This window comes from Streptosporangium sp. NPDC023825 (assembly GCF_040639575.1).
Classification (GTDB): Bacteria; Actinomycetota; Actinomycetes; order Streptosporangiales; family Streptosporangiaceae; genus Streptosporangium.
The window spans coordinates 18831-38195 of record NZ_JBFAAE010000004.1 but is presented as its reverse complement, the minus strand read 5'-3'; the positions used below and the strand labels follow the sequence as shown (position 1 = coordinate 38195).

The 19365-nt window shown below is 73.0% G+C and carries 6 protein-coding genes and 1 tRNA gene; 5 read left to right on the top strand and 2 right to left on the bottom strand.

Going from position 1 to position 19365, the window contains the following annotated elements; translation table 11 throughout:
• Nucleotides 1-111: 111 nt before the first annotated feature.
• Both AB0G15_RS04710 and AB0G15_RS04705 read right to left on the bottom strand, forming a co-directional pair.
• Complete coding sequence (locus tag AB0G15_RS04710; RefSeq protein WP_362835922.1) at nt 112-1269, bottom strand: branched-chain amino acid ABC transporter substrate-binding protein; 1158 nt, start codon at nt 1267-1269, stop codon at nt 112-114.
• 360 nt (nt 1270-1629) lie between these two features.
• Nucleotides 1630-2232, bottom strand: coding sequence for a response regulator (locus tag AB0G15_RS04705; RefSeq protein WP_362676157.1), 603 nt, complete (start codon nt 2230-2232; stop codon nt 1630-1632).
• A gap of 113 nt (nt 2233-2345) precedes the next feature.
• On the opposite strand from AB0G15_RS04705, the gene AB0G15_RS04700 reads away from it, so the two are divergent.
• The 5 genes from AB0G15_RS04700 to AB0G15_RS04680 all read left to right on the top strand — a co-directional run bounded on the left by AB0G15_RS04700 (nt 2346) and on the right by AB0G15_RS04680 (nt 19137).
• Nucleotides 2346-2422, top strand: a tRNA-Leu gene (locus AB0G15_RS04700).
• 397 nt (nt 2423-2819) lie between these two features.
• Nucleotides 2820-3422 carry a GNAT family N-acetyltransferase gene (locus AB0G15_RS04695; RefSeq protein WP_362835347.1) on the top strand — a complete coding sequence of 201 codons (603 nt, stop codon included), beginning with the start codon at nt 2820-2822 and terminating at the stop codon, nt 3420-3422.
• A gap of 371 nt (nt 3423-3793) precedes the next feature.
• Entirely contained in the window at nt 3794-10492 is a 6699-nt protein-coding gene (locus AB0G15_RS04690) for an amino acid adenylation domain-containing protein (RefSeq protein ID WP_362835345.1), read from the top strand.
• On the top strand, nt 10493-13708 hold the full coding sequence (locus tag AB0G15_RS04685; protein WP_362835343.1) for an amino acid adenylation domain-containing protein: 3216 nt from the start codon (nt 10493-10495) through the stop codon (nt 13706-13708).
• Nucleotides 13709-14016: 308 nt separating this feature from the next.
• On the top strand, nt 14017-19137 hold the full coding sequence (locus AB0G15_RS04680; RefSeq protein WP_362835341.1) for an amino acid adenylation domain-containing protein: 5121 nt from the start codon (nt 14017-14019) through the stop codon (nt 19135-19137).
• Nucleotides 19138-19365 lie beyond the last annotated feature (228 nt).

Genomic DNA, 19365 nt, shown 5'->3' with positions numbered 1-19365 from the left:
CCGCCTCCAGCAGAATCTCGTGGACTCTCTGGAAGTACGAGGGGAGCGGGAACGCATTCGCGGCGTTCCCGCTCCCCGCGCGTCGACTACCTACTGTCCTTCAGCGCCGGACTAGCCCAGCTTGGCCTCGGCGGCCTTGCCCAGCAGGCCGATCGCACCATCCTTGACCTGATAGATGTAGATGTCCTTCGCCGCGACCTCACCGTTGGCCTCGAACTTGACCTGCTTCGAGACGCCCGCGAGGTCCACCGTGGCGATGAACTCGTTGATCTTGTCGGGGGTGACGTGGCCCGCCTTGACGGCGTCGACGAAGACCGTCGCGGCGTCGTAGCCCTCGGCCGCGTAGATGGCCGGGTCGGCGCTGTAGGCGGCCTTGTAGGCGTCGGCGAAGGCCTTCACCTTGGCGTCGGTGACGTCCGGGGTGGCGATGTAGCAGGGGCAGCCGACCAGGGCGCCCTCGGCGTTCTTGGCACCGGCGCCGTCGATCAGGCCCTTGTCCAGCGAACCGTCGCCGGACAGGAACTTCGCGGTCACGCCCTTGTCGCGGAGCTGCTTGAGCAGGTTGCCGCCCGCGGCGTAGTAACCGCCGAAGAAGATCGCGTCGGGCTTGGCCGCCGCGACCTTGTTCACCACGGAGGAGAAGTCGCTCTCGGCCGGGTCGAGCGAGTCGGTCGTCGGCTTGACGCCCTTGGTCTCGAGCTGGGCCTTGACCGCGTCGGCCAGCGGCTTGCCGTACTCGGACTTGTCGTCGATGACGAAGACGTTCTTCGCGCCGACGCCGGTCGCGATGAAGTCACCGATGCCGGGGCCCTGGACGCTGTCGCTGGGCAGCACGCGGTGCCAGAACTTCCAGCCGTTCGTCGCCAGTGCGGCGTTGGTGGCGGAGGCCGAGATGCTCGGCAGCTTCGCCTCCTCCAGCACCGGCGCCACCTGGGCGGACTCACCGGAGAAAGCGGGGCCGATCATACCGACGATCTTGTCGGTCTTGATGGCCTGCTGGGCCAGGGCGACCGCCTTTGACGGGTCCGCCTGGCTGTCGTACTCGACAAGCTCGATCTTCACGGCCGGGTTGGTCTTGTTGTACTCGTCGATGACGAGCTTCGCACCGTTCCGGGGGGGAATGACGATGCCGGCGTTGGCACCGGTCAGGTCACCCATGAAGCCGATCTTGACGGTGCTGGGGGCGGCAGCACTGGAGCCACCCTCAGCAGCCGGCGTGGCCTCCGTACCACCGCTGCTGCAGGCAGCGAGACCGAGGGTGAGCGCCACACCGGCGGCAAGCACTCCACCGAGGCGTGCAGTCTTAGGCCGCAAGGTTGCCTTCCTTTCGCCCGGCCCCTCGTCGGGACCGAGTTCACAGATGCCCTCCCTGGCGGGTGGCCAGGGGTTGTGTCGGTTAGTACAACTAGCGGATGTCACGGGTCGATACAGGACGGCCCACCGTTGCCGCTTCGTTATAACACCGATCCTTTTCGGCTATCAGATGCAAAAGCCGTGGTCACTGGCGACCTCGGGGTCTCCACGGGGATCGCTCCGGCCGCCCGGAGGTCCGCGCCGCGCCCTCTGGAGCGCACGCCCTGCGGGCGCCCGGCGGGCGCGGCCCCCCGAAGGAGCCCGAAAAATCCCCGGTCAGGCCTCCGGGGCCTCCACCTCGGGCTCCGCCCCGTCCGCCACCACGATCTGCGCCACCTGCCGCATGCTCAACCGGCGGTCCATCGAGGCCTTCTGGATCCACCGGAACGCCTGCGGCTCACTCCACCCGTGACGCTCCATCAGCAGGCCCTTGGCCCGCTCCACCAGCTTGCGCGTCTCCAGCCGCTCCGAGAGCGTCCCGACCTCCCGCTCCAGCGCGGCGATCTCCTCGTGCCTGCTGACCGCCATCTCGATCGCCGGGACCAGGTCCGACTTCGTGAACGGCTTCACCAGATACGCCATCGCGCCGGCGTCTCTCGCCCGCTCGACCAGATCGCGCTGCGAGAAGGCCGTGAGGATGAGACACGGCGCGATCCGCTGCGACACGATCTGCTCGGCCGCCGAGATCCCGTCCAGGATGGGCATCTTCACATCCAGGATCACCAGATCCGGCCGCTGCTCCATCGCCAGCTTGACCGCGGACTCCCCGTCCCCGGCCTCCGCGACGACCGCATACCCCTCCTCCTCCAGCATCTCCTTGAGGTCGAGGCGGATCAGTGCCTCGTCTTCCGCGATCACCACTCGCCGCTGCGTACTCACGAGCAAGAGAGTACCGACGTCCGCTAGATTGGGACCACGCCGGTGCCCGAGAGTGATCTACTTCTAGGTAAGCTCTTAGCTGGCGCGCAAGATCCGGACAAATAACGAAAAATGCCCCGATAGACCAACCGGCAGAGTCGATGGACTCAAAATCCATTCAGTGTGGGTTCGAATCCCACTCGGGGCACCACCGCACGATTCCACCGGTCCGGGACCGTGATTCCACCGGTCCGGGACCGGCCGGTTCGGACATCTCCCGTATGACACGTAACGGTTCGAAAACCGTCGCCTGCGCCTGAGCACGGCGGCCTCGCGCACCCCCGCGAAACCGCTGGCCGCGCTCTTCCCCTCTCGCCACCTCTCGGCGATCCACCTCTCGCCACCTCTCGGCGATCGCCGCCGGCGCTCGGCGCTCGGCCTCATGGACCGGCGGGTGGCCGGACCCCTCGATGCCCTCGCCGGAGCGGTCCGGGAACGGTCCGGGAACGGAGCACCGGCGACGTCGAACGCCGGACACGAATGTCGGCTCCGCGCGCGGAGTAGGTTGCTCGGAAGCGGCGTGAAGTGGTGTGACGGAAGGTGGCGGCGTGAAAGCTGCGGGGGATGGCCGGACGGAGCGGGGCGATCTCGGCGCCGGGCGGGTGTGCCTTCCCGAGCGGGTGAGGCTGAGCGGGCACGGGGTGGTGCTGCGCGAATGGGAGGACGACGACCTGGCGGCCATGGTGGAGCTGTTCGACGACCCCGAGGTGGCCTACTGGACGCCGCTGGCCTCGCCGTTCGACCCGGAGGCGGCGCGGGTCTACCTGGAGCGGGCCCGGCGGCGGCGGGCGTCCGGGGAGCGGCTGCAGCTGGCGATCACCGCGGACGGGGGCGAACCGGCGGGTGAGGTGCTGCTGATGCTGAGCGGGCTGGGCCTGGACGTCGCGGAGATCGGTTACGGCCTGGGGGCCGCCTACCGGGGCCGGGGGCTGGCCTCGGGGGCGGTGCGGGTGATGACGGAGTTCGCCCTCAGGACGGTGGGGGTGTCCCGGCTGCTGCTGGAGATCGAGGCCGGCAACGCGGCGAGCGTGGCGGTGGCCCGCGCGGCGGGATACCGCCTGACGGACGCGCCACCCGTCCTCTCGGAGGAGAAGGGCCGGTCGTTGGTGCTGCGGACGTGGGAGTACGAGGAGACCGATCCTCGCGGGTGACGGCTCACGGGTGACGGATGACGGCTCGCGGGTGAGCGGCGGCTCATGTGTGACGGCGCGCGCGTGAGTTCACGCGTGACGGCGCGTGCGTGAGAGCTCATGTTGAGAGCTCATGTGTGACGGCGCGTGCGTGAGCTCATGCGTGACGGCGCGTGCGTGAGAGCTCATGTGTGACGGCGCCGGAGAAGCGGGCGGGAAACAGGGCCGAAGCCGTCCCGCGGGCAATCGGGTTGTGTTGTTGATCTCGACTCGGTCAGACAGATATGTATGAATGTCATTAATCCTGAGGAAAGGTAAGCGGTTTAGGAGAGACCTGGCGCGTTTCCCGGCCGCGGAGCGCGTCTCAGCCCCCTGCGGAAAGTGAGCCACGTGTGACGTCCTCGCCTGGCCGGTCCCCGAGCAGCACACAGCTTTCCGACGCCAAGCGAGCACTGCTGGAGAAACGGTTGCGCCGTCGCGTGCCGGATCCGGTGTTCACGATCCCCCGGCGGCCGCCGGGGCAGGACGCGCCGCTGTCGTTCGGGCAGGAGCGGCTGTGGTTCATGGACCAGTTCGCTCCCGGCACCGCCGCGTACACGATCCCGATGACGTTGCGGTTGACGGGGCCGCTGGACGTCGCGGCGCTGGAGCGGGCGATCGGGGCGGTGGTGGCCAGGCACGAGAGCCTGCGGACGCGTTTTCCCGCCGACGGGGACGGGCGCCCGACGGCGGTGGTGGAGGAGCGGGTCGAGATTCCGCTGGAGAGGGCGGAGGCGGACGGCGAGCGGACGGCGATACGGCTGGTGAGCGACGCGGCGGCGCTGCCGTTCGACCTGGCGCGGGGACCGCTGCTGCGGACGCTGCTGGTGCGGGTGGGCACCGGAAACGCCGGGGGCGCCGGGGATCACGTGCTGCTGGTGGCGCTGCACCACATCTGCGGTGACGGCTGGTCCACCGACATCCTCGCCGAGGAGCTGCGGGCGTGTTACTCGGGGACGGAGCTTCCCGAGCCGCCGTTGCAGTACGGCGACTACGCGCTGTGGCAGCGGGACCGGCCCGTCTCCGAGGCCGGCCTGTCGTACTGGCGGTCGCAGCTGGCCGGGGTGGTTCCGCTGGAACTCCCCCTGGACGGGCGGCGGCGGGGCGAGCAGACGTTCGCGGGGGCCTCGCACGGTTTCAACATGGACCGGGAGCTGGTGGAGGGGCTGACGCGGCTGGCGCGCAGGTCCGACACGACCCTGTACATGGTGTTGCTGGCGGCGTACCAGGTGCTGCTCGGCCGGTACGCGCGCCAGGACGACTTCGCGATCGGCTCCCCGGTGGGCGGGCGTCCCCGGCGGGAGCTGGAGAGCGCGATCGGCATGTTCGTGAACGTGCTGGCGATGCGCGCGGACCTGTCGGGCGACCCGGGGTTCCTGGAGCTGCTGGAGAGGGTCAGGCGGACCACGACGGAGGCGTACGCCCACCAGGAGCTGCCGTTCGAGCAGCTGGTCGGGGAGCTGGGCATCGAGCGGGACGTGAGCAGGTCGCCGGTGTTCCAGGCGGTCTTCGCGCTGCAGAGCTACGGGCGCAGGGAGGGGACGCGCTGGCCGGGCCTGGCGGTGGAGCCGTTCGTGTTCGAGGCCAGGGCGACGCGTTTCGACCTGGAGCTCTTCCTGACCGAGCAGCCGGACGGGATGGGCGGGTTGTTCGTCTACAACCGCGACCTGTTCGACGCGGCCACCGTCGAGGGGATGGCCGCGCAGCTGGAGACGCTGCTGAGGGCGGTGGTGGCGGCTCCTTCGGCGCGGATCTCGGAGCTGGACGTCCTTCCCGCCGAGGAGCGGGAGCGGGTGCTGGCGTGCGCGACGGGTCCCGGCGAGCCGTACGCGGACGGGGCGACGCTGGGCGGGATGTTCGAGGCCCAGGTGGCCAGGACGCCTCACGCGGTGGCGGTGGAGTTCGAGGACGAGCGCCTGACGTACGCGGAGCTGGAGGCGCGGGCCAACCGGCTGGCGCACCGGTTGCGGGGGCTGGGGGTGGGGCCGGGCACCCTGGTGGCGGTGTGCGCGGAGCGGTCGGTCGAGCTGGTGGTGGCGCTGCTGGGGGTGGTGAAGGCCGGGGGGGCGTACGTGCCGCTGGATCCGGACTATCCGCCGGAGCGGCTGGCGTTCATGCTGGCCGACGCGGCGGTGCCGGTGCTGCTGGCGCAGCGGGCGGTGCTCGACGTGCTCCCCGGGGACCCGCTGGGCGCGGCTCCGCACGCCGCCTCCGAGGTGCCGGGCGCGGGCGCGCTCGCGGGTTCGGGTTCGGGTTCGGGTTCGGGTTCGGCGAGGGGGGTGCCCCGGGGCGGCGGGGTGGTGACGGTCGTGCTGGACGATCCGCTCGACGGGCCGGACACGCCCGTGGAGCCGTCGGCGACGTCGGCGGACGCGGCGTACATGATCTACACCTCGGGGTCGACGGGACGCCCCAAGGGGGTGCCCAACACGCACGGGGGCATCCGCAACCGGCTGGGCTGGATGCAGGCCGTCTACGGGCTGACCGGCGACGACGTGGTGGTGCAGAAGACCCCGGCGGGCTTCGACGTGTCGGTGTGGGAGTTCTTCTGGCCGCTGGTGACGGGCGCTCGGCTGGTGCTGGCCCGTCCCGGCGGGCACCGGGACGCGGCGTACCTGCGGGACCTGATCGTGGACCGGGGGGTGACGACGGCGCATTTCGTCCCGTCGATGCTGGCGGCGTTCCTGGAGGAGGAGGGCGTCGAGGCGTGCGGGTCGCTGCGCCGGGTGGTGTGCAGCGGCGAGGAGCTGACCGCGCACGTGGCCGAGCGGTTCTTCGGGCGGCTGCCGGGGACGGGGCTGTACAACCTGTACGGGCCGACGGAGGCGGCGATCGACGTGAGCCTGTGGCGGTGCCGCCCGGGTGACGCGACGGTGCCGATCGGGCACCCGGTGGAGAACACCTCGCTGTACGTGCTGGACCGGCATCTGCGGCCGGTGCCCTTCGGGGTCCCCGGCGAGCTGCACATCGGCGGGGCGCAGGTGGCGATGGGCTACCACGCCCGGCCGGGCCTGACGGCGGAGCGGTTCGTGCCCGACCCGTTCGGGGCGGCCGGGGCGCGTCTGTACCGGACGGGTGACCTGGTGCGGCTGCGCCGCGACGGCGCGATCGAGTTCCTGGGGCGGATCGACCACCAGGTGAAGATCCGTGGGCAGCGGATCGAGCTGGGCGAGATCGAGGCGGTGCTGCGCGGGCTCGCGGGGGTGCGCGAGGCGGTGGTGACGGTGCGGGAGGACGGCGCGCCGGGCGACAGGCGGCTGGTCGCGTACGTGGTGCCCGCGGACACGGACACGGACACGGGCACGGGTACGAACGCGGCCGGGGCGGGACTCGACGGGGCGGAGCTGCGGCGGGCGCTGAAGGTGACGCTGCCCGACCACATGGTGCCGTCGGCGTTCGTGGTGCTGGACGCGCTGCCGCTGAGCCCGAACGGCAAGCTGGACCGCAAGGCGCTGCCCGCGCCGGAGCGGCGGGGCGCCGAGGCGGCGGGGCCGGGGGCCGAGCCGCGGACGCCGGTGGAGCGGGCGATCGCCGACATCTGGCGGGAGCTGCTGGAGGTGGAGTCGGTCGGCGCCGACGGTGACTTCTTCGAGCTGGGCGGTCACTCGCTGGTCGCGATCCAGGCGGTGGCGCGGATGCGCAAGGCGCTGCCGGTGGTCGGAGGGCGCGCGGTCGGGGTGATGGACCTGTTCAAGCACCCCACGGTGCGCGAGCTGGCGGCCCTGGTGGAGCGGCCCGCCGGTCCCGCGGGGCCGAGGAGCCTGCTGTACGAGCTGACCAGGCCGGGACCGGCGCTGATGACGTACGTGTGCGTGCCGTACGGCGGCGGCAGCCCGCTGATCTTCCAGCCGCTGGCCGACGCGCTGCCCGACGGGTGCTCGCTGCACGCGCTGGCCTTCCCCGGGCACGACCCCGGGTTGCCGGACGAGGAGACCAGGCCGATCGACGAGGTCGCGGACCTGTGCGTGACCGAGATCCTGGAGAACGTCGAGGGTCCCCTCGCCCTGTACGGGCACTGCGGCATCGGCGGCGCGCTGGTGGTGGAGGTGGCGCGCCGGCTGGAGGAGCGGGGCCGCGCGCTGGAGGCGGTGTACATCGGGGCGATCTTCCCGTTCGCCAAGCCCAGGGGCCGGATCGCCGGGCCGCTGGCGCGGCTGACGCGCTACGACCGGTTGCGCGGCGACCGGGTGTACGAGAACCGGATGAAGTCGATGGGCACCGACATCTCGGGGCTGGACGACGAGCAGATCCGGTTCATGGTGCGCAACCAGCGGCGCGACACCCTGATCGCGGAGGAGATCTTCACGCGGGTGCTGGCCGAGCGCGTGGAGCGGTTGCGGGCGCCGGTCATCTCGGTGGTGGGCGAGCAGGATCCGACGACCGACTACTACCAGGAGCGCTACCGGGAGTGGCACTTCCTGAGCGACACGACGGCGCTGGTCATCCTGGACGAGGCAGGTCACTATTTCCTGAAATATCGGGCTGCCGAGCTGTCGGAGATCCTCACCAACACGCACATCGCGATGGGGTACGGCGCGGCGGGCACGCTCGACCGGTCCTCGCGGGGCCCCGGGGCGGGCTGGTGGGTCGAGGAGGTCTCCGTCGACTCCCCCGCCCCGGATCTGGCCGGCTCCCCCGCCCAGGATCCCGTGGAGGAGGCCCCCACTCCGGGGCGGCCCGCCGTACGGGAGAGACCGGCCGGGATCAACGGGACCAGGCCGAAGGCCGGGGCGAGGGTCAAGGCGCCGCCACCCAGCCTGCGGCGGTTCCTGGTGGTGGCGGCGTTCCAGCTGGTGTCGATGGTGGGCACCGCGATCACGGACTTCGCGATCCCGGTGTGGATCTACCTGACCACCGGGTCGCTGGTGGACTTCGCCCTGTTCGTGGCCCTGTCGATCATGCCGGGGGTGGTGATCGCGCCGCTGGCCGGGGCGATCGTGGACCGGTCGAGCCGTCGTTCGATGATGATCCTCGGCAACTGCATGGCCGGTGGCACGCAGCTCGTCCTGGGTGCCCTGTTCTGGACGGACACCCTGCAGATCTGGCACATCTACCCGCTGACCGCGTGCCTGTCGATCGCGCTGATCTTCCAGCGGCTGGGCTTCACCACCGCGCTCCCCCAGCTCGTCCCCAAGGAGTACATGGGACACGCTGCCGGGGTGGTGCAGATGGTGATCGGCACGGCGCAGTTCGCGGCGCCGCTGGTGGCCGTCGCGCTGCTGTCCACGATCGGCCTGGGCGGCATCCTCGTGGTCGACGTGGCGAGCTTCGCGCTGGTGCTGGGCGCGCTGCTGCTGATCCGCTTCCCGGACACGATGGCGCACTCGCCCAGGGAGCCCCTGTCGAAGGAGATCGCTCAGGGGCTGCGGATGTCGATCGGCAACCGGCACCTGCGGGCGGCGATGGTCTACTTCGCGACGCTCAACGTGATGCTCTCGGCGCTGCTGCTGTCGATCACGCCGCTGGTGCTGTCGTTCTCCACGCTGACCGTCGCCGGGCAGATCTCCTTCGTCGGCGGCCTGGGCGGGGCGCTGGGCGGCATGGTGATCGCGCTGTGGGGCGGGCCGAGGCGCCGGCGGATGCGCGGGGTGATGCTGGCGACGCTGGGACTGTCGGTGTTCGCGGTGATCACCGGGTCGCAGCCCGTCGCGTGGGTGGTGGGGATCGGGGCGTTCGGCCTGTGGGGCTGCCTGTCGATCGTGAACGGCACCTTCCTGACGATCATCCACACGAAGGTGCCGCAGCGCTTCCACGGCCGCGTGCAGTCGCTCAACCAGATGGTGTCGTGGTCGACTCTGCCGATCGGCATGGCGGTGGTGGCGCCGCTCGGCGAGCGGCTGCTCAACCCGCTGCTGGTGCCCGGCGGCGCGCTGGCGCCGACGGTGGGCTCGGTGATCGGCGTCGGCCCGGGCCGGGGCGTGGCGCTCATGTACATCGTGCTGGGCCTGGGCATCGCGGTGCACGTGCTGATCTCGATGCGCACGCGGGTGCTGTCGCGGTTCGACGACGAGATGCCGGACGCCCCGGCGGACGACCTGGTCGGGGCCCAGATCCTGCGGGAGCGGGCCGGCAACCGGGTGAGCGTGTCCTGGACCGCCCCGGCGTTCGCCAAGGCGATCACGATGCCGCTGCCGCCGGAGCGCGCGAAGGCGGTGCTGCGCACCCCGTACCCGGACGCGGAGGTGCGGGAGGTGGTGCTGCGGACCGGCGGGGAGATCAGCGCGGTGTACGAGGTCAGGTGCGCCGACCGCGAGCTCATCGTGAAGATCTACCCGGACGTGCTGGCGGCGCGGCTGCACAAGGAGGCGCGCGTCTACGAGCTGCTGCGCGGCAGCGGCGCCTCCTGCCCCGAGATGGTGCACTGGGACGTCTCGCGGCGCGACCTGCCGCACGCGTACGCGGTGATGACGAAGGTGCCCGGCCGGCCGCTGTCGGAGGTCTCCGGCGGCCTCGCGGCCGGGGAGGTCGCGGACCTGTACCGGGAGATGGGCCGGACGCTGCGGGCGGTGCACGGCGTGCGGGTGGAGGGGTTCGGGCCGATCGGCGGGCCGCAGGAGAGCTCCAACGAGGCGTACGTGGGCGGGCAGCTGGATCTGAGGCTGGCGCAGTTCACCGAGTTCGGCGGGGACCCGGAGCTGCACGCGGAGCTCTCCGCGTACGTCGCGCGCCACCGCCACCTGGTGGAGCGCTGCGACTCCCCCGTGCTGTGCCACAACGACTTCCACGAGCGCAACGTCATGGTCGCCGAGGAGGGCGGGCCGGGGGGCCCGCTGCGGATGACCGGGGTGATCGACATGGAGAACGCGCTGGGCGGCGACCCGCTGATGGACCTGGCGCGGACCGACTACTTCGCGGTCAGGGGCGACGAGGATCGGCGGCGGTACCTGCTGGAGGGGTACGGCGACCTGCCGGACGACTGGCCGGAGCGGCTCGCCTTCTACCGGCTCTGCCACGCCCTGGAGCAGTGGCACTGGCTGGCCACCCTGGGCGAGACGGCCGCCCTGCCCGTGATCGCGGAACAGCTTCGCGAGTGCCTGAAGGAGAAGGTCTAGATGGACGTCTTTCCCGCCTCGTTCGCCCAGGAGCGGATCTGGTTCCTGCACGAGCTCCTGCCCGACCTGGCCGTCTACAACACCGCGATCCGCTCGGAGGCGGCCGACCTGCGGCCGGTGGACCCCGACCTCCTGGAGCGGGCGCTGGCGGTGCTCGCGGACAGGCACGAGTCGATGCGGACGGCGTTCGAGCTGCGCGACGAGCGGGTCGTGCAGACGATCGCGGACCGGGTACCGGTCTCGGTGGCCAGGACCGACCTGTCGGAGCTGCCCCCCGAGGCGGCTGCGAAGGAGTTCGAGCGGGTCGCCGCGGAGGAGGCGCGCGCGCCGTTCCGGATGGACAGCGCCCCGCTCTGGCGGGTGCGGCTGGTGACGCTGGGCGGCGGGGAGTGCCGGCTGCTGCTGGTCCTGCACCACACGATCTTCGACGCCTGGTCGGCCGGCGTCCTGTGGCGGGAGCTGACCGAGGTCTACCGGGCGCTGCGCGAGGGCCGCGAGCCCAAGCTGCCCGAGCTGGCGATCCAGTACGCCGACTACGCGGTCTGGCAGCGCGACCGGCTGGGCGGCGGCGAGCTGGACGGCGACCTGGCCTACTGGCGGGAGCGGCTGCGCGGGAGCGTCCCGCTGGAGCTGCCCTCCGACCGGCCGCGCCCGGCGGAGATGAGGTACGTGGGCTCGGCGCTGGACTTCGCCGTGCCCGAGGAGCTGACCGAGCGGGTGGGCGCGCTGGCCAGGCGGCGGGGCACCACGCCGTTCACGGTGCTGCTGACGGCGTTCTCGGTGCTGCTGGCGCGCTGGAGCGGGCGGACCGACGTCGTGGTGGGCTCCCCCGTCGCCGGGCGGGAGCTGCCGGAGCTGGACGGGCTGATCGGCATGTTCGTCAACACCCTGCCGCTCCGCACCGACCTGGGCGGCGACCCGGCGTTCGGCGAGGCGCTGGACCGGGTCCGCACGACCGTGCTCGAGGCGTTCGACCACCAGAACGTGCCGTTCGCGAAGCTGGTGGAGGTGCTGAGCCCGCCCCGCGACCCCGGCAGGACGCCGCTGTTCCAGGTGGGTTTCAACCAGGTCGCGGCGGACGGGCGCGGCCGGTACAACAACGGCACCTCCAAGGCCGACCTCACCATGGAGCTGCACAACCCGGAAGGGCGGATGGAGGGCTGGGTCGAGTACAGCACGGACCTGTTCGACGAGGACACGATCCGCCGCCTGGTGTCGGCGTTCCTGACGCTGCTCGGCGCGGCCGTCGACGACCCGGAGGCGCCGATCTCCCGGCTGCCGCTGATGGACGGGCGGGAGCGGGCCCGGCTGCTGGCCTCCTGGCACGGCCCGAAGGCCTCCTACCCCGAGCGCTGCCTGCACGAGCTGATCGCCGAGCGGGCGGAGCGGACACCGGACGCCCCGGCGGTCGTCTCCTCCGAGGGAACCCTCACCTACGGGCGGCTGGAGGAGCGGGCGGGCGCGCTGGCCCGGCGGCTGCGCGAGCGCGGGGTGGGCGCGGAGACGCCGGTCGCGGTGTGCCTGCCGAGGAGCGCCGAGCTGATCGTGGCGCTGCTGGCGGTGCTGAAGACGGGCGGCTGCTACGTGCCGCTGGATCCGGAGTACCCGGCCGAGCGGCTGGGGTTCATGCTGGCCGACTCGGGCAGCCCGCTGCTGCTGACCCGCTCGACGCTGGTGGAGCGGCTGCCGGCCGACCATCCCCCGGCGATCCTGCTGGACGCGCTGCCGGCGAACGGGGCGTCCGGTTTCGTCCCCGGCCCGGTCTCTCCCGACTCGCCCGCCTACGTGATCTACACCTCGGGGTCGACGGGAGTGCCCAAGGGAGTGGTGGTGCCGCATCGCGGGGTGGTGAACCTCGTCACCGGGCTCGGGTTCACCGAGCGGGAGCGGATGCTGCTGCTGACCTCGCTGTCGTTCGACATCGCGGCGCTGGAGATCTTCGGCCCGCTGACGGCGGGGGGCGCGGTGGTGCTGGCTCCCCCGTACGGCGACGGCGGGCTGGGCGAGCTGGTGGCGCAGGCGGGGGTGACGACGGTGCAGGCGCCGCCGTCGGTGCTGGAGGAGATCCTGGAGCGGCTGCCCGCCGGGCTGCCGCGCGTGTTCAGCGGCGGGGAGCCGCTCCCGGTGTCGCTGGCCGGGCGGATCCACCGGGTCGCCGGCGAGTTGTGGAACCTCTACGGGCCGACGGAGACGACGATCTGGTCGCTGGCGCACCGGGTGCCGGAGGGCGCGGAGTCGATGTCGATCGGCATGCCGGTCGCGGGCACCACCGCGTACGTGCTGGACGAGGCGATGGAGCCGGTGCCCGCGGGGGTGGCCGGGGAGCTGTTCCTGGGCGGTGACGGGGTCGCCCGCGGCTACCGGGGACGGCCGGGCCTGACCGCCGAGCGGTTCCTGCCCGACCCGTTCGGCCGGGGCGGCCGTCTCTACCGGACCGGCGACCTGGTCCGGCGGCTGCCGGACGGGACCCTGGAGTTCCTCGGGCGCGCGGACGGCCAGGTGAAGGTGCGGGGGGTGCGGATCGAGCTGGGCGAGGTGGAGGCGGCGCTGGCGGCGCACCCGGGCGTGCGGCGGGCGGTCGCCGCGGTCAGGGAGGACGCCCCCGGCGGCCGGGCACTGGTCGCGTACGTGGACACGGGCGCGGGCGTGGGCGTGGGCGTGGACACGAGCGCGGGCGTGGACCCGGGCACGGGCGCCGGGACGGGCGCGGGCACGGAGGCGGGAACGGCGGCCGGGGAGGTGACGGCCGGGGAGCTCCGGGCGTTCCTGGCGGCTCGGCTGCCCGCCACGATGGTGCCGAGCCTCTTCGTGCCGGTGCGGGACTTCCCCCGGCTGCCCAACGGCAAGCTCGACCGTGCCTCGCTGCCCTCCCCCGTCGCGGAGGAGGCGTCGTCGGCGCCCGCGGGACCGGTCACGGCGAGCGAGGAGCTGGTGCACGAGATCTGGTGCGAGGTGCTGGGCAGGAACGGCATCGGGATCGACGACGACTTCTTCGACGTCGGCGGGCACTCGCTGCTCGGCACCAAGGTCGTCGCCAGGATCTGCTCGGCGGTCGGCATCGACCTGCCGCTCAACGCCCTGTTCACCACGCGTTCGGTCCGCGGGCTGGCGCTGGTGGTGGAGGAGTGCCTGGCCGCGGAGATCGACGACCTCACGGACGAGGAGGCCGAGCGGATCGCCGGAGAGTACGACCGAAATGACAGCCCGATGAACTAAGGCCGAAATTGGCATTTTGGACACTTGCTCTTGGTAGCCTCCCGCCACAATCGGTGTCCACAGAGTGAGACGGCTCACGACGCACGGAAGCGGCAGGTCACCTTCCGTTCCCGATATCGCCGTGAGCTGCGGCGATATCGGAGCGTGAGAACTGCAGACGATCTTCCTCTGCGGCCGAAACCGGCATTCCGACACACGTTTAATTTTCAATCCTTGACTGCCGATGGCGCAAATAATAGGAATGATCTGGCTTATCGCTTGTGAATACTTGACAGGGCATAAACCCTGTTTAGGGCTATGGGGGGTGAATGCTCGAAGCGATGCGGGGGGACTCGTCGTCCGCCTCGTTGCACGGTCCGTCGTCCACTCCACCGGCGCCGCCGACGGCCCCCGCTCCCGCCGCTTGGACGGCGGGACCGTCCCACATCGCCCCGGACGCGCTGCTGTGCGACCTCGTCGCCGCCCAGGCGGCGCGGACGCCCTCCGCACCGGCGATCCGCCAGTGGGGGGCCGGCCTCACCTACCGCGAGCTGATCGACGCCGCCACCGCGCTTGCGCTGCGGCTACGCGTCCTCGGGGTGCGTCCCGAGGACCGGGTCGGGCTCTGCGCCAGGCGCACGCCGCTGATGACCGTCGCCGTCCTCGGCATCATGATGGCGGGCGGCGCGTACGTCCCCCTCGACCCGGCGCATCCACGCCGGCGGCTTGAGGAGGTGCTCGACGACGCGGGCGTCGCGGTCGTCGTGGCCGACGGCCACGGCCGCGCGCTGCTGGACGGATGCGGGCGTCCCCTGGTCGATCCGGAAACGCGCGCCGCGACCGGAACCGTGTCCGAAACCAGCTCCGGAACCGCCGCCGGAACCCCGGCCGGGAACCTGACCGAAATCGCGGCGGAGCGCGCCGCCGAGATCGTCGGCGGCGGCCCGGCGCTGCCGGGGAACGCCGCCTACGTTCTGTACACGTCCGGATCGACCGGGCGGCCCAAGGGCGTGGTCGTGAGCCACGCCTCCGTGGTCGCGTTCGCCTCGGCCGCGGCGGCCCACTTCGGCCTGGACGGCACCTGCCGGTCGATCGCGTTCTCCGCGCTCGGTTTCGACGTCTCGGTGCTCGACATGCTCGCGCCGCTCACCGTGGGCGGCTGCGTGCAGCTGGTGCCGGACGACGACAGGACCGACCCGGCCCGCCTGCAGCGGTTCCTGGAGGCCCACGACGTCACCTGGGGGTTCGTCCCGCCCGCCCTGCTGCCGCTGGTCGACCCGGCCCGGCTGCCGCACCTGCGCGACCTGGTCACGGCCGGCGAGCCGCCGGGGCCCGAGCAGGTGGCCCGCTGGTCGGCGCACACCCGCTTCCACAACTGGTACGGCCCCACGGAGACCACCGTCTGCGTGGTCGGCACCGAGCTGTCGGGGACCTGGGAGCGGTCGCTGCCGATCGGGTACCCCCTGCGCGGCTGCCGGGCGCACGTCCTGGACGAGGACATGCGCGAGTGTCCCGTCGGCGTTCCCGGCGAGCTGTACATCGGCGGGCCCCAGGTGAGCCGCGGCTACCTGGGCCTGCCCGGCATGACGGCCGAGAGGTTCGTGCCCGACCCGTTCGACGGCGTGCCCGGGGCGCGGCTCTACCGCACCGGCGACCACGTCGCCTGGCAGGAGGACGGCCGGATCGCGTTCATGGGCCGGCTGGACCGGCAGGTGAAGATCCAGGGGCAGCGGGTCGAGATCGGCGAGGTCGAGTCGGTGGTGCGGGCGCACCCCGGGGTGACGCAGGCCGTGGTCGACGCCCCCGGCGAGCTGGTCGCCTACGTCGCGCCGCTGGACGCGCCGGGGCTGGCCGCCCTGCGGGCGCACTGCGCCGGGCGGCTGCCGGTCTACATGCTGCCCACCCGCGTGGTGCACGTTCCCGCCCTGCCGCTGAACGCCTCCGGCAAGGTCGACCTCGCCGCCCTGCGCGGCCTCGCCGGGAACGCCTCCGGGGTTTCCGGGGACGCCGACGGGAGCGACGGGAACGCCTCCGGGGACACCGCCGGGAACGCGGCCGGGGCCCCGGGGCTGGCGGGGATCTGGGCGCGGGTGCTCGACGCCCCCGCCCCCGGCCCCGACGACGACTTCTTCGAGCGCGGCGGGCACTCGCTGCGGGCGATGCGCCTGGTGTCGGCCGTCAGGGCGGAGCTCGGCCGGGACATCTCGGTCGAGGACGTCTACGCGGCCCGCACCTACGGCGCCCTCTCCTCCGGCGTCGAGAACGCCCCCCTGCGGGACGCCGAGGGGTCCTCCCCCTCGGGCGAACCCCCGTCGCTGTCGCCCGCGCAACGGCGCATGTGGTTCGTGGAGCGGCTCGCCCCCGACACCCCCGCGCACAACATCGCGATGGCCGAACGCGTACGCGGCCCGCTGGACCACGGCACGCTGCGAGGCGCCCTGGAGTCCGTGGTGGCCGCGCACGAGACGCTGCGCTGGCGGATCACCTCCCGCGACGGCGTGCCCCAGGTGACGGTCGTCCCGCCCGGCGAGGTGCCTCTCCCGCTCGACGACCTCTCGGCGCTCCCCCGCCCCGGGGACGCGCTGGAGGCGGCGCTGGAGAAGGAGGCGCGGACGCGTTTCGACCTGGCGCGCGACCCGCTGGTGCGGGCCAGGCTGATCCGGCTGGCCGAGGACGACCACGTGCTCGCGGTGACCGCGCACCACATCGTCTTCGACGGCTGGTCCCAGGACGTCTTCTACCGGGACCTGAGCGCCGCCTACCGCGGCGAGCCCCGGGTGCCGGCGGGCGCGTCGTTCGCCGACTACGCGCGCTGGTCGAGGGAACGCCCGGACGGCGACGGGGTCGACTGGTGGCGCGAGCACCTGAAGGACGCCCCCATGGTGCTCGACCTGCCCAGGGACACCCCCCGCCCACCTGTGCAGACTTTTTTTGGAGCGCTCCGAACAGCGGAGATTGACGGCGAGACCGGAGACCGTGTCAGGAAGCTGGCGGTCCGGCTGGGGGTCACCCCGTACCCGGTGCTGCTGGCCGCGTTCGCGCAGCTGCTCACCAGGCTGTCGGGGCAGCGGGACCTGCTCGTCGGCACCCCGTACGCCGACCGGGGGCACGTCGCGTTCGAGTCGCTGATCGGCATGTGCGTGCGGATGCTGCCGCTGCGGCTGCGCCAGGACCCCGAGGCCTCGTTCGAGGAGCACGTGGCCCGCTGCCGCGACGAGCTCGCCGAGGTCGTCTCGCACGGCGACGTGCCGCTGGAGCGCGTCGTGGAGGCGCTGCGCGTCCCGCGCGACCTGGGGCGCAACCCGGTGACGCAGGTGCTGTTCAACATGTACAACTTCGCCGAGCCCAAGCTGGACCTGCCGGGATGCGTGACCGAGCCGCTGCCGGCCGGGCTGCCGGGCGCGCTGTTCGACCTGACGATGTACGTCAGCGAGCGCGGCGACGGATACGCCCTGCAGCTCGTCTACAACCCCGACCTGTTCTCCGCCGCCAGGATGGACGCCCTGCTGGCCGGTTACGCGCACCTGCTGGGCGACCTGCTCGCCGACCCGGGCGGGGCCGCGCGCGAGGCCCGGCTGGCCCCGCAGGAACCGCCCGCCGCGCTGCCGGTCTGGGACGGTCCCGGGCCGCTGGACACCCTGCACGGCGACGTCGTGGTGGAGGGCGCGGGGCGGGTCCTGGGGCACGCCGGGCTCACCGCGCTGCGCCACCGCACGACCTCGGCGCTGCGTGCGGCCGGGGTGGAGCCGGGCCAGGCGGTCGCGGTGCTCGCCGCGCGGGTCCCCGAGCTTCCCGGGCTGCTGCTGGGGGTGCTGGCCGCGGGGGCCCGCTGGGTGATCCTCGACCCGGCGCACCCGGCGCCGGTGCTGGCCCGCCAGGCCGCCGCCGCCGGGGCCGTGGCGGCCCTGCGCTGCCCGGGCGCGCCCTCCCTGGAGGGCCTCCCGGAGATCACGCTCCCGGAGACCGGGCCGTCCGGAACCGAGCCGTCCGGAACCGGGCCGTCCGGAACCGGGCCGGCCGGCGCGCGGACGCCGGAGACGGGCGAGGCGCCGCAGGACCCGCACCCCGAGCGGGGCTACCTGTCGCTCACTTCCGGGACCACCGGCGACCCCAAGCCGGTGGTGACCGGTGAGGGGCCGCTCGCGCACTTCGTCGCCTGGTACGCGGCGACCTTCGCGGTGACCCCGGCCGACCGCTTCGCCCTGCTGTCGGGCCTGGCGCACGACCCCGCGCTGCGCGACGTGTTCGTGCCGCTCGCCACCGGCGCCCGGCTGTGCGTGCCGGAGCGGGAACTGCTCCGCGACCCCGTCCGGCTGGTCGCGTGGCTGCGCGAGCACCGCGTCACCGTCCTGCACCTGACCCCGCAGCTGGCCAGGATGCTCTGCGGGACCGGCGCGGCGCCGGCGGTGCTGCCCGAGGTCCGGCTGGTCGCGACCGGCGGCGACCGGCTCACCCACGCCGACGCCGCGCGGCTGCGCCGCCTGGTCCCGTCCGCCCGCCTGGTGGCCTTCTACGGCACCACCGAGACCCCGCAGGCCCACGCCTGGCACGAGATCCCCGCCGGGGTGCGCGAGAGCGCGGAACCCGTCCCCGCGGGGCGTGGCATCGAGGGCAGCGAGCTGGTCGTGGTCGCCGGGCACGGCGGCCGGGCCGGGGTGGGCGAGCTGGGCGAGGTGGTCGTGCGCAGCGCCAACCTGGCGACCGGCTATCTCGACGCCGGGCTCACCCGGCTCCGCTTCACCGGGGACGCCTTCGCCACCGGCGACCTCGGCCGCCTCAACCCCGACGGCACGGTGACGATCGCCGGGCGGCGCGACGACCAGGTGAAGATCCGCGGCTTCCGGGTGGAACTCGGCGAGGTGGAGGCGGCGCTGTCCGCCCACCCCGAGGTCCGCGCCGCCGCCGCGGTGGCCGACCGGGACGAGCGGCGCGAGACGGTGCTGCACGCCTACGCGGTGCCCCGCAGGCCCGGGCTGGCCGCGCCGCGGCTGCTGGACCACCTGCGCGCGGTGCTGCCCGAGCACGCGGTGCCCGCCGAGGTGATCGTGGTGCCCACGCTGCCGCTCACCCCCAACGGCAAGGTCGACCGCGCCGCGCTGCGCCCTCCCGCGTCCCGGCCGGGGGGCGAGGCGGGCGGGGAGGTGTCCGGCCCGACCGAGCGGGCCGTGGCCGAGGTGTGGCGGGCCGTGCTCGGCGTGCCGCGGGTGGGCGCGGCCGACAACTTCTTCGAGATCGGCGGCCACTCGCTGGCGATCGCCGCCGTCCAGGCCCGCCTGGGCTCGGCCCTCGGCCGGGAGATCCCGATCGTGGACCTGTTCCGCCACCCGACCATCCGCGCGCTGGCCGCGCATCTCGACGGTGGAGGCCCCACTCCCGGCCTCGACCGCGCCGCACGGCGGCTCGCCGTGCGGCGGGACCGCCTCAAGGACCGCTCAAGGAAGCCGAGCTGACAACCGCGCGATCACCCGTACCCGAATCCGAGCCCGGACGCGGCCCCGCAGCCGAATCCGGGCCGGGACCCGCACCCGAACCGACATCCGCACCCCCTTCGGCCCCCGAGGCCGGACCGACACCCGTCCGCCCCCTCACGTCCGAGACCGAACCGGCTACCGCACGACCTCCCGGAGCGCGAACCCGGCCGGTGACCCACCCGACGACCGAGCCGGCGATCCCGTCGC

Coding starts and splice junctions, on each gene's coding strand:
- AB0G15_RS04685 (WP_362835343.1), top strand. CDS start 10,493: ATGGACGTCTTTCCCGCCTCGTTCGCCCAGGAGCGGATCTGGTTCCTG.
- AB0G15_RS04680 (WP_362835341.1), top strand. CDS start 14,017: ATGCTCGAAGCGATGCGGGGGGACTCGTCGTCCGCCTCGTTGCACGGT.